General features: G+C 32.6%; 14 protein-coding genes, 2 tRNA genes and 2 rRNA genes. All 18 read left to right on the plus strand.

All coding sequences use genetic code 11. From position 1 onward, the window contains the following. Positions 1–290 (plus strand): 23S ribosomal RNA (locus BUA73_RS13365); the annotation flags it as partial. 237 nt (positions 291–527) lie between these two features. Further along, positions 528–644: ribosomal RNA gene (gene rrf, locus BUA73_RS13370) — 5S ribosomal RNA — on the plus strand. Positions 645–651: 7 nt separating this feature from the next. After that, a tRNA-Ile gene (locus BUA73_RS13375) sits at positions 652–728 on the plus strand. Positions 729–733: 5 nt separating this feature from the next. Next, positions 734–809 (plus strand) — tRNA-Ala (locus BUA73_RS13380). 188 nt (positions 810–997) lie between these two features. Further along, the gene (locus BUA73_RS13385) at positions 998–1,363 is read left to right on the plus strand and encodes a BlaI/MecI/CopY family transcriptional regulator (protein WP_072904613.1); all 366 of its coding nucleotides are present in this window, start codon (positions 998–1,000) and stop codon (positions 1,361–1,363) included. A gap of 2 nt (positions 1,364–1,365) precedes the next feature. Continuing rightward, entirely contained in the window at positions 1,366–2,076 is a 711-nt protein-coding gene (locus tag BUA73_RS13390; protein ID WP_072904603.1) for a M56 family metallopeptidase, read from the plus strand. After that, positions 2,001–2,342, plus strand: a complete 342-nt coding sequence (locus BUA73_RS14190; protein WP_242942403.1) for a GerMN domain-containing protein — start codon at positions 2,001–2,003, stop codon at positions 2,340–2,342. The genes BUA73_RS13390 and BUA73_RS14190 overlap by 76 nt, the downstream gene beginning before the upstream one ends. 22 nt (positions 2,343–2,364) lie before the next feature. Continuing rightward, the gene (locus BUA73_RS13400) at positions 2,365–2,913 is read left to right on the plus strand and encodes a GerMN domain-containing protein (RefSeq protein ID WP_072904605.1); all 549 of its coding nucleotides are present in this window, start codon (positions 2,365–2,367) and stop codon (positions 2,911–2,913) included. A gap of 127 nt (positions 2,914–3,040) precedes the next feature. Then, positions 3,041–3,544 (plus strand): HD domain-containing protein, encoded by a 504-nt coding sequence (locus BUA73_RS13405; RefSeq protein WP_072904606.1) that lies wholly within the window; start codon positions 3,041–3,043, stop codon positions 3,542–3,544. Positions 3,545–3,625: 81 nt separating this feature from the next. Then, complete coding sequence (locus BUA73_RS13410; protein ID WP_072904607.1) at positions 3,626–5,011, plus strand: NAD(P)/FAD-dependent oxidoreductase; 1,386 nt, start codon at positions 3,626–3,628, stop codon at positions 5,009–5,011. A gap of 11 nt (positions 5,012–5,022) precedes the next feature. Then, positions 5,023–5,367 carry a DUF1667 domain-containing protein gene (locus BUA73_RS13415; protein ID WP_242942402.1) on the plus strand — a complete coding sequence of 115 codons (345 nt, stop codon included), beginning with the start codon at positions 5,023–5,025 and terminating at the stop codon, positions 5,365–5,367. A gap of 40 nt (positions 5,368–5,407) precedes the next feature. Then, the gene (locus tag BUA73_RS13420; protein ID WP_072904608.1) at positions 5,408–6,337 is read left to right on the plus strand and encodes an AAA family ATPase; all 930 of its coding nucleotides are present in this window, start codon (positions 5,408–5,410) and stop codon (positions 6,335–6,337) included. 4 nt (positions 6,338–6,341) lie between these two features. Next, positions 6,342–7,394, plus strand: a complete 1,053-nt coding sequence (locus tag BUA73_RS13425) for a DUF58 domain-containing protein (RefSeq protein WP_084672275.1) — start codon at positions 6,342–6,344, stop codon at positions 7,392–7,394. A 1-nt stretch (position 7,395) separates the two neighbouring features. Beyond that, on the plus strand, positions 7,396–9,678 hold the full coding sequence (locus tag BUA73_RS13430) for a transglutaminase domain-containing protein (protein ID WP_072904610.1): 2,283 nt from the start codon (positions 7,396–7,398) through the stop codon (positions 9,676–9,678). A 167-nt stretch (positions 9,679–9,845) separates the two neighbouring features. Beyond that, positions 9,846–10,085: a FeoA family protein gene (locus BUA73_RS13435; RefSeq protein ID WP_072904611.1), complete on the plus strand. Its 240-nt coding sequence runs from the start codon at positions 9,846–9,848 to the stop codon at positions 10,083–10,085. After that, complete coding sequence (gene feoB, locus BUA73_RS13440) at positions 10,082–12,091, plus strand: ferrous iron transport protein B (RefSeq protein WP_072904612.1); 2,010 nt, start codon at positions 10,082–10,084, stop codon at positions 12,089–12,091. The genes BUA73_RS13435 and feoB overlap by 4 nt, the downstream gene beginning before the upstream one ends. Next, complete coding sequence (locus BUA73_RS13445; protein WP_084672276.1) at positions 12,088–12,231, plus strand: FeoB-associated Cys-rich membrane protein; 144 nt, start codon at positions 12,088–12,090, stop codon at positions 12,229–12,231. The genes feoB and BUA73_RS13445 overlap by 4 nt, the downstream gene beginning before the upstream one ends. Before the next feature lie 257 nt (positions 12,232–12,488). Beyond that, positions 12,489–12,585: helix-turn-helix domain-containing protein (locus BUA73_RS13450; RefSeq protein ID WP_178139282.1), on the plus strand; the 97-nt coding region annotated here is incomplete at its 3' end.

The raw sequence follows: 12,585 nt of genomic DNA on the forward strand, positions 1-12,585 counted from the left end.
TCCCTATCCGCTGCGGGCGTAGGAAATTTGAGAGGCGCTGTCCTTAGTACGAGAGGACCGGGATGGACTGACCTCTGGTGCACCAGTTGTTCCGCCAGGAGCACAGCTGGGTAGCTATGTCGGGAAGGGATAAACACTGAAAGCATCTAAGTGTGAAGCCCACCTCAAGATTAGATTTCCCTTAGCGTAAGCTATAAGACCCCTTGAAGACTACAAGGTTGATAGGTGAGAGGTGTAAGTGTGGTAACATATTTAGCTGACTCATACTAATAGGTCGAGGACTTGACCAAATTACTTATTCATTATACAATTTTGAGAGAACATCTCTCAAGTAACCGTCAAACAACAACAAAATAATAACCTAAAAAAAGAAAATATCTGGTGATGATAGCATGAAGGGTGAGAAATCTAAATGATTTCGAACGCCAAATTTAGTAAATCTATGATTTACGTTAAGAATTTGGCCGGTTACCGTCTTTGATGGTAGCACTCTAAATGAAATAATTATTAGATTGAAAAAGAAAATATCTGGTGATGATAGCATGAAGGTAACACCCCTTCCCATTCCGAACAGGACGGTTAAGCTTCATAGCGCTGATGGTACTTCAGGGGAGGCCCTGCGGGAGAGTAAGACGTTGCCAGGTTATTTAAGGATCATTAGCTCAGTTGGTTAGAGCAACCGGCTCATAACCGGTAGGTCTGGGGTTCGAGTCCCTGATGATCCACCATTTACGGGGGTATAGCTCAGCTGGGAGAGCACCTGCCTTGCACGCAGGGGGTCAAGGGTTCGAACCCCTTTACCTCCACCAAAAAATACACTAACATAAAGTTGGTGTATTTTTTTTGCGAAAAATAATGAAAAAATATATTAATTTAATATGTTGACAAATTGGTCTATAAGTAATAGACTAATAATTAAATAGGTCTATTACTTATAGATTTAAAAAAAAAATAAAATAACTGTTGGAAGTTAGAATACATGAAAAGGGGTAAAGTTGTGAATCGTTATAAATTAGCCGAAACTGAATCAAAATTTGCTCAAATCATATGGGATAATGAACCTATTAGTTCGGGGGAATTAGTGAGAAAATGCGAAGAAAAATTTAATTGGAAAAAATCTACAACATACACAGTATTAAAGAAACTATGTCAACGCGGAATATTTAAAAATGAGGATGCCATAGTTACATCTGTTATAACTAGGGAACAATTTGATTGTATTAAGAGTAAGGAATTTGTTAAAGAAAGCTTTTCTGGATCTTTGCCTAAATTTCTTGCTGCTTTTATGGGGGAGAAAAAGATAGATAAAGAAGAAGCTAAAAGATTGAAGGACATAATAGATAAATATATTGAGGGGGAATAAATTTGGAGAAAATATGTGTGTATATATTAAACTTGAGCTATAAATCAATATTTATTATTTTTATAGCAATGATAGCAAGATTAATAATGAAAAAATCTCCTAAAATATTTTCTTATGTTCTATGGAGTGTGGTTTTTGTTAGACTGATAATTCCATTTGGCATACAGGTAGATTTTAATATGAAAGATGGAAAAAATACTATAAGTAGGTATATACCATCAACATTTTTGCAAAATGATATGGAACTAAGCAATATAGAATATAAAAATGAAAAAATAACAGTAAAACCAGAAGGGACTACAAATTTAGGTAAAGGAAATAGCAGTGAAGCTAGTAGTAATAATTTTAGAGTAAAAGGTTATATCGTTAGGTTGCTTTCATGTGTATGGTGGTCTGGAGTGATACTTTTGCTGACATTAAGTATTATATCTTATTTTAAAATGAAAGGAGTATTGAAAAAAAGTAAACATATAAAAGATAATATTTATCTATGTAGTGATATTGAAACGCCTTTTGTATTTGGTATAATTAATCCCAATATATTAAAAGTGATGTTAAATCTAACAAATTGCTTCATTCATATAATTTATATTTTAATGATGAAAATGCTGAATATCTTGTACCAGAAAGGCGAAATATTGAGGGTTCTGATCTTGAGCAGGTCCTATATGAACTTTTTAAGGGAGCTGAAAGTAAAGAGCTTACTTGTGTAATACCAAAGGATGTGAAGATAAAAAGTGTAAATGTAAAAGACAATATTGCTTATGTGGATTTTGATAAAAGCATTGAAGGAAAAATACAGGGAAGTTGTGGAGAGATAATGTTTACTTATTCCATAGTCAATACACTTACATTGAATAAAAGTTTAAACATAAGTGGAGTAAAATTTTATGTTGATGGAAATGTAGTTGAAAGTCTTGGTGGACACCTTGATCATTCAGAGGTAATGGAGCCTGATCTAGATTTAATAAAAAAATAAAATATATTTGGAGGAAATTAATATGAAATCTAAACTAGTAACTATGTTAGCGATTATGGTAATGGCTTTTTCTCTAGTGGCATGCACAAAAAAAGGAAATGAGGCAGTAAAGCCTTCTACACAAAACAGTGTTCAAGAGGAGAATGGTAATAGTGAGAGCAAAAAGGAAGTATTTTCACTTTATTTTCCAGATGATAATGCAGAGTATGTGGTGGAAGAAAAGCGCGAGATAGAAAATCCTGATGCTATGAAGGTTTTGAAAGAATTACAAAAGGGATCAGTAGAGAGAAATAAGAAATTTATGTTTTCAGATGACATAAAGATTAAAAATGTAGATATAAAAGATAAGATTGCAACTATTGATTTTGATGAGAGTATTAATGGAAAAATAACAGGATCAGCGGGAGAAATTTTGACTATCAACTCTATAACTAATTCTCTGATTCTAAATGAATCCCTTGGAATTGAAAAAGTTAGATTTACTCAGAATGGTAAGCTAATGGAGTCTATTGGTGGCCATGTTGATACTTCTGAACCCTTAGGGCCTTCAAAGGAAATGATTAAAAAATAATAATAAAAAAATAAATAGAAGTATTCTGGTGCTGGCTGGTCAAAAGATGAACCAGCCTTTTACATATATAATGTGATTTAAATGTGGTATAATAATAGGGGATTTCTTGTGAAATGGAGAAAAATTTATGAAGTTTCAGAGAGTAATTCAGTTTAATATGGCACTGGGTGATATATTTAGAAAACTATCTAAATCAGATATGAAGTTTATAAGAGAATACCTTGATGATGAAGCTATATTGGCGTTTATGTGTATGAATAATATGAATAAGCATCATTGTATACGTGTGGCTAAGGCTGTTATTGAAAATAAAGATGTATTTGACATAGGTGATAGGATAAAAGACGTTGTGATTGCGGCACTTTTGCATGATGTAGGTAAATCAAAGTGTAGACAGAGCATCATCTATAAGGTGCTATTTGTGCTTTTAAAAAAACAGCATAAAAAGGGAAATTTAAAGTGGAGAGAAGCAGAAAAATACTATAACCACGCAAAAATTTCGAAAAAAATTTTAGAAGATAAAAATGTAAATAATATGGTTTTGAATCTTGTTGAAAATCATCATAAGGACACTGGGGAGAATGATGACAAATATCTTAATGCACTAAAATATTGTGATGATAAAAATTGATATATACAAATTGATATATAAACATTAAAGTTGTTGAGTAAGGGGGTACAGAATTAATTATTAGATTAATTCTAAATTAAAATGGATTATGATGTTCTTATATTAGGTGGAGAGCTTATAGGCTGTGCTATTGCATATGAGCTATCAAAATACAATCTTAATATTGCTCTTATAGAAAAGAATTATGATATAGCTGATGAAGTTAATTTGGGAAATACGTCTATGATTTTTAATGGCGTTGAAAATAAGGACGAAAATACTGCACAATTAGAGTACGAGGGAAATAAGGAAATTGAACAGGTTGCAAAAAAATTTAGTGTTCCATATAGGAGAATGCCCAGTATTATAATGTGTGATGAGGAGAATTACATTGTTGATAGTTATAAGAATTTAGAAGATAAATACAGGGATAGTTGTAGGTTGATTGGCAACAGTGAGCTTAACAAAATTGAGCCTGGTATTGATTGTAAAAATTCTAAATGGGCTTTGTATATCAATAATACGGGCATTATATCACCTTATGATCTTGCAATATCCTATGGAGAGGTTGCTTTTGATAATAATGTTAATTTTAAGTTGGAGGAAGAGGTAATTGACATTACAAGAGAAAATAAGGGGTTTAGAGTGAGCACAAATAAAAATAGATTTACTTGTAAAATTGTCATAAATACTACTAGAAGGCACAATTATTCTATAGATACTAGTTATAATACGAAAAAGAAAGATACGGATACTCGTATTAAATTTTTTACGACCCAGAAGGATATACAGTATATGTATTCCAATCTTATATTCAGTATAAAAAATGGTAGATATATGGTGGCATTACCTAACTTGGACGACGGTGTAGTTGGAGCCCTTATTACTAAAGATGAACTCGACAATTCTATGGTTTTCCATGAGTTGAAAGACATATTACCTGGTGTGCCAAATAGCTATATAAAATCCTTTTACGAGTCTAATCATTATGATGAACCATACCACATTATAAAAGAAAATGACTATGGATATATACAGGTTAGTGATAAACATTATGCTATTGCCACAATGGCACCTGCTATAGCTAAGAAAGTGGTGGAGTATGTGGCTGAATCAATTCATTGTAGTGCAAAGAAGGATTTTTTGGATAAGAGAAGAGATTTTTATAGATTTAGGGACATGGATGATAAACAGAGGAATGAGATAATCAATGTAAACCCTAAGTATGGCAAAGTAATTTGCCATTGCAATATGATAACTGAAGGTGAAATAGAAGATGCCATAAGAAGACCATTGGGGGCGAGAACTCTTGAAGGTGTAAAACGGAGGACAGGTGCTGCTTTTGGAAAGTGTGAAGGATCTAGATGTCTTAATAAAATATTAAGGATACTTGCTAGAGAGACTAATAAACCGTTAACGTCTATTGTAAAGGATTCAAAGAATTCCAATGTGTTATTAAATAGGATAAAAGAGTTTGATTCAATGTAGGGGTGATTTTTGTGCAATGTGTTAATTTAAATGAGGTAATTCCAGAAGAGTACCTAAAAAAAACAAATATAAGGCAAATAGAAGAAAGTTCCAGTAGCATTTACAAAAACCATAATAGTTTTATCAATAATATGGAGCAGGTATATACTACTATTATTCGAGTGAAGGGTTCAAAATACGCCAATGTCATACCCGTAAAGAGCAATAAACCTGTTAGCATGAATTTGTGGATGGATATTTCTAAGGCTTTAAGTAGACTTAGAATAGGTATACACATAAAAGCTGGAGATGTGATTTGCAAAAATATTTTAAATACAGGTGTGGATATAGTTTGTACAAAAGATTTGAAGGGATAGGAATGTATATAATATTTTATAAGATGAAGGGGGAAATATTATGTTAAATGAAAAGATTGGGGCGATATTTAATAATATTAGTGCTGTAATAATGGGCAGGGATGAACAGGTATTGAATATTATAAAGGGTGTTTTGGCTGGCGGCCACATATTAATAAATGATGTGCCAGGAGTGGGAAAGACAACATTAATAAAATCATTGTGTAAGAGTATTGATTTGAAGTGCAATAGAATTCAATTTACGCCTGATTTGCTTCCAACGGATATACTGGGAGTATCAATATACAATAAAACCTTAGAAAATTTTGAATTTAAAAAGGGACCTATCTTTTGCAATATGATCTTAGCAGATGAAATCAATAGGGCTTCTCCAAAGACTCAGTCAGCGTTATTACAGGCTATGGAAGAAAAATGTGTTAGTGAGGGTGATTTTACATATAATTTGCAGGAGCCTTTTATTGTTATGGCAACTGAAAATCCAATTGATGAAGAAGGTACTTATTCTCTTCCAGAGGCGCAAAAGGATAGATTTATGATTAGCTGTAAGATTGGATACCCTTCCCCTAAAAATGAAGTTAAAATATTGTATAAATATAGAACAGAAAATCCTATAGATGATATAAATGCTGTAATTAGTGGTAGAGATCTTATGGAAATGCAACGGGAAGTTAGGAATGTAAATGTGGATAGTAAGGTTCTCAGTTATATTGTTTATATTGTAAATGCTACAAGGGGAAATCCTTATTTAAGAGGTGGTGTAAGTGTGAGAGCTTCCATGGCCTTGATGAGGGTAGCTCAGGCTACAGCTTATATTAATGGCAGAAATTATGTGATTCCTGATGATGTAAAAGATAATATTGATTTAGTTATAAAACATAGGTTGATTTTAAATGTTAAAGCATACAATGACAAGGTTACGCCAGAAATTATAATACAAGATATTATAAATAAAGTCACTCCACGGGTATAATGTTATGATTAAGATAAGCGGAATTTTTATTTTATGGTTTCTTCTAGTATTAATCTTTAAGATTGCTATGGGTGGCTTGATGGTAAATACTATTTTTATAATTACAACCACTGCCTTTGTTTTGTCATTTGTTAATGCTATTATTCAAATTAAGGCAGTAAACATAATTGTTGAATTTAACGATGTAGATTATTTTGCAGGTGACACTGTTGGTTTACGATTAACTTTAAAGAATAAATTTAGTTTTTTACTGACCAGCTTAATTATAAAAAGTGATTATTTTACATGCTTTTTTTATTGTTCTCCTTTTAAACAAAATAAATTTGTCCGAAATATAACTTTTGATAAAAAGGGTGTATATCCTATAAATGATTTTAATTTAATAATAAGAGATGTCTTTGGAATAACTACGGTAAAGAAGAATATTGAGATTAATAAAGTTATAAATATATATCCAAGGTTAGTAGACATTTCCCATGAATTTAAATGCTTAGTAGGATATGAGAAATATGAAAATAAGAAAAAAATCACTAAAAATATAATGGAAAATCAGCAAAATGATATAAAAGATTTTAGAGTGTTTGTACCTGGTGATAGTTTGAGAAGAGTGCACTGGAAATTGTCAGCTAAAAGAGATCAATTGTTTGTTAAGGAATATGAGCAGACTAATGAGTGTAATATGAATGTATTTGTTGACCTTACTGAAGTAAAAAAGAAGGAATATATAAAGTATGATGATGTTTTAGCGTCCAAGGTTGTATCTATAATATATTTTCTTTTGAAGAAAGGGTATAATATAAGGATTTTTATTAATGATCTGGAAAAAACTCAAATATCTTTAAAGGGGAAAGTTGAATTTAAAAAGGTTTTGACGTATTTTACTGGTACAAATTATTACTCAGCTGCAGATATTATGGATTTAAATGATGGAAGACGGTATACTAGTGGCAATAATCTTATTCTTCTGTTTAATCCTGAGGGAAACTTGAACATTGGTGGCAATGGAAATGTTGCGGATAACGTGGTTGAAATGTATCAGCTGATAAGAGGTGGTTAACATGGTTATAAGTAAAAATAGATTGAAAATTACTAAACTAATATTATCTAGTACTTTATTAATGATTAGCATCCTTGTTATTGGAAATCTGTGCAAGGATTGTTTTTTTATAAACAACTATTCACAAACCATTGTTTTTGCATGTGTGATTTGTGGAATATTTGTGCATATTGTTTTATCTAGATTTCTAAAAAAATGGTGGCATAAGGCTATTTTTATTATTATGCTCATATTGTCATTTATGGTATTATACAAAGTTAATAAGTATTTTTATTATGATTTTTATAAACACAATATTCTTGAACCAATAAACTATATGGTGAATTGCTACAATTACAATAAAATAGTGGACTTTAAAATAATAAAACCTTTAATTAGATTTTCTGTTCCAATCTTATCAGTTTTAATTCTCTATATAGTTGAAAAATGCAGTGTGAATTTTATCGTTTTAATTAATGGTGTTGCGCTAATATGTGTGTGGGCATTAGAAAATTGGCTTCTTCAAAAATATATGTTTAAGTTAATAGGCTTATCTTTTGTAACGATTATCATAAACCAAGTTTTGAAAAATTCTAAAAAGAATATTGATAAGTATGAAAAAATAGAAATTACATGGGGAAATACATGTTGGATTATTATACCTGTAATTTTTATTTTAATCACTTCATTTTATGTTTCTTCAACAAAAGGAGGAATATTAAGTGAAAACAATATCATATCAGAAATTAATGAATATGTATATGGCAATGGAAGTGTCATATACGGTGATCAGTCTGTATTGAATAAGGTTGGATATAACAATAGTACAGATATTCTTGGCGGAAGTATAAGTCTTGATGATAAGGTTGTTATGTACGTAGATACCGATAGGCCATGCTACCTCCGTGGAAATATCAAGGAAGAGTATAGCGGCTACTCTTGGAGAGCTAAAAATAGCTATGGTAAGTTAGAACCTAATTTACATTTAAAAAATTTAGAGCCTAAAACTTCTATGACTATAAAATATGCTGGGGATTTTAAAACTTACAATTTCTTTGTGCCAAACAATTATGTAAAAATACAGTACTCTAATCCTGATGGGATTCGATATTCAAAAAAAGGAGAGGTGTTAAATAACACTTTTGTTAATGAACCATATACGGTGGTAAAATATGATAGCATTGGTGCAAAGGATTTTTTATATTTTGATTCTATAGATGATGTAGTATTGGGGCAAGCACCCAGATATATGGATTACCAGGTGAGTGTGCTTTCAAGATATAATTCCTCAGAGACCATGGACGATTTTATCTATGATAAATACGATGAAACCATTAAGTTTCAGTATAATGATTATCTTCAGTTGCCAAAGATGCCTAGCAGAGTAATTGAGTTATCTGATAGTATAACAAAGAATTGTAATTCTACTTATGGGAAAGTTCAAGCTATAAAAAAATATCTTGAGGATAACTATACTTATTCATTAAAGGTTGATGTACCTAATAGGGATAAGGATTTTGTGGACAACTTTCTTTTTGAAGAGAAAAAAGGTTACTGTACATACTTTGCCAGTGCCATGGCTATTTTGTGCAGAGCCCAAGGTATTCCGGCAAGATATGTAGAAGGATTTTCAATGAACAATGCAGAGAAGAGAAAAAATGAGTACATTGTCACTAGCAAATGTGCACATGCTTGGTGTGAGGTTCTAGCTTCCCCAGAAAAAAATCTGTGGACCATTGTTGACCCTAAGACAAGTATTAATAGTGATAGACCAGTTATAAACGATGTACCCATTAATGAAATTCATGAGCAAGAAAAAGAGGAAGATAAAGAAAAACTAAAGGATCAGATTGAAAAGAAAAATCAAAATGAAAATAAGAAAACTCAAAATGGTGTAAGTAATGAGGTGGGGAACAAACATAAAACATTCTATGAAAAGTATCTTAAAGAGTTCAATTTGTTTACTCTAACATTATGTGCACTTCTTATTGTAGGTATAGTTGCAGCTGGTGTTTATAGTGTAAGAGGCATTAGGTACATGAGAATCATGAAAGATAAATCTCTTAAAAGTCTATATAAATACTACGTAAAGAAGTTAAATGCAATGGGTATTGTGTATGAAGAAGGTGAAACGGACCTAGAGTTTATGAGAAAAACTAGGGATACGGAAATTTATCCTTACTGTATGGAATTGGTGGAAAAACTCAATGGTGAATTGTATGGTGGTATGGTGGGTGAACTAGACAGAAAGAAATATTACAAATTTATAAATCGGTATTATAAACAGAATTCAAAGACGAGATAGGTGATAACATGAACAATTTTTTTTAATAGAAAAATAAGTGTTTAAAATATGATATTTTTAATGTTTTTTCAATGCTAAAATGTGTCATTGACAAATTGGTGAAAGCTGAGTATCATAAATATTAGTTAGAGAATGCTAACTAAATTCCTAATAGGACGTGATATATTATGACTCTGGACCAGTTGAAAGTTGGCAGTACGGCTACTATAAAATCTGTAGGTGGAGAGGGTCCCCTTCGTTTGAGATTATTAGATATGGGACTTATACCTAGAACAAAGGTAACTTTGCAAAAAGTAGCACCTATGGGGGATCCTATTGAAATTCGTGTTAGGGGATATGAATTGACACTTCGTATGGATGATGCTAAAAATATTGAAATTGAACATATGGGAGGCGACGAAAAGTGATATTTGCACTGGCAGGAAATCAAAATTGTGGAAAGACTACACTGTTCAATGCACTTACTGGCTCGAACCAACACGTTGGAAACTTTCCAGGGGTAACTGTTGATCAGAAAATCGGTGAAATACGCAATGCCAAGGGTTGTTCCATTGTTGACCTTCCAGGTATTTATTCGCTGAGGCCCTATACACAGGAAGAGATAGTAACTCGTGATTATGTAATAAATGAAAAACCAGATGGCATTATTAATATAGTAGATGCCACTAACATTGAGAGAAATCTTTATTTGACTTTACAGCTTCTTGAGCTTAAAATTCCCATGGTACTTGCACTTAATATGATGGATGAAGTTAGGTCTAATGGTGGAACTATTGATGTTAAACTTATGAGTGAGGCTTTAGGAATACCTGTTATACCTATTAGCGCCTCTAAAGGCGAAGGTGTATCTGAACTTGTGGACAAGGCTCTTCAAGTAGCAAAGAATAGAATCGAGCCAAAGGTATGGGATTTTTGTGGTGAGGAATCACCTGTGCACCGATGTATACATGCAGTTATGCATCTGATTACGGATCATGCTGAACGTCTTAATATTCCACCTCGCTTTTGTGCCACAAAGCTTATTGAAGGCGACAGTGACATGGAAAATCGATTGGGGTTAAATCAAAACGAAAAAGAATTAATTGAACATTGTATAGTCGAGCTGGAAAATGACTCTAGTTTTGATAGAAATGAAGCGTTGGCAGATATGAGATATTCATTCATAGAAAATGTGGTGGAGACTTCTGTAGTGAAGTGTCATGAAAGTCGTGAACATAAAAGAAGTGTCAAGATTGATAAAGTACTTACGGGAAAACATACAGCAATACCTGTTTTCTTAGGTATTATGCTATTTATATTCTGGATGACTTTCAATGTCATCGGCCCCGCACTATCTAACGTGCTTTCTATGGGAACAGATGCTCTGACGAACATTGTGGATAAAGGGCTTACATCATATGGTATAAATCCTGTGGTGCATAGCCTTGTTATAGATGGTATTTTTGCGGGTGTAGGAAGTGTATTAAGTTTTCTTCCTATAATTGTGACCTTATTTTTCTTCTTATCTATTCTTGAAGATACAGGATATATGGCCCGTGTGGCTTTTGTAATGGACAAACTGCTTAGAAAAATTGGTCTATCGGGAAGAAGTTTTGTACCAATGCTTATAGGTTTTGGATGCTCTGTGCCTGCCATAATGGCTACGCGAACATTGTCTTCTGATCGGGATAGAAAAATGACTATATTGCTTACTCCTTACATGAGTTGTTCCGCTAAAATACCTATTTATGCAGTATTTTGTGCAGCATTTTTTAATAAATACCAGGCGTTAGTTATGATAGGATTGTATATACTTGGGATTATTCTTGGTATTATAGTTGCGCTAGTTTTAAAGAAAACTGCTTTTGCAGGAAATCCAGTTCCTTTTGTCATGGAACTTCCAAATTATCGCTTCCCATCAGCAAAAAATGTTTTATTATTACTTTGGGAAAAGGCAAAGGATTTTATACAGAAAGCTTTTACAGTAATATTTTTGGCTTCTGTCATCATATGGTTCTTACAGACCTTCGATACACGATTAAACGTGGTTAGTGACTCATCACAAAGTCTTTTAGCTATGATTGGTCAATTCGTAGCGCCTATTCTTGCACCTCTTGGATTTGATGATTGGAGGGTGGCTACATCACTTATTTCAGGATTTACTGCTAAGGAAGCTGTAGTCAGCACCATGTCCGTACTTCTAAATACTAGTATGGCCAATCTTAGCTCTGCATTGACAGGGTTATTTACTCCACTAGCAGCTTTTAGTTTTCTTGTGTTCACCTTGTTGTATACTCCGTGTGTAGCTGCTGTTGCCACCATAAGGCGTGAGTTAAAATCTGTAACACAGACAGTAGGCGTAGTTATAATGCAGTGTGCAATAGCTTGGCTTGTTGCCTTTGCTGTATATCAAATAGGGAGTGTTATAATATGAATATTTTAGACTACTTAATAATTGCTGCCATAGTTGTATGGGCATTATGGTCCCTCACATGGCTTAGGCGTAGAAAGAAACAAGGTAAATGTTGTTGCGGATGCAGCGGTTGTGCAAAAATGAGACAATGTAAAAAGTAAAAATTACCCCCCTCCAGAAAAACTTTAAGTTACTTTCAGAGGGGGTTTTATAATTTTGCCCGTAAAACCTCGTGCCCTTGTGGTAGAGGATGTAAGGGCTTTAAGTTAGGGGAGTTCGATACTCCCCTAACTTAACATTACACTAACTTCTGATTTAGAACAAAATACAATATGAAAGTTAATTCTGACGTCATTTCAATAGCATTGTATAATAACTATACAAACTACATAAAATACATAAGAAATGAGGTGATATTGTGGAGAAGTCTTTTAAATTTAGGTTAGTGCCAACTAAAGAACAAGAAATTATGTTAAGTAAGACTTTCGGCTCTTGCAGATTTGTATATAATCACT

Origin of the sequence: Hathewaya proteolytica DSM 3090 (assembly GCF_900142225.1) — a bacterium.
GTDB lineage: Bacteria > Bacillota > Clostridia > Clostridiales > Clostridiaceae > Hathewaya > Hathewaya proteolytica.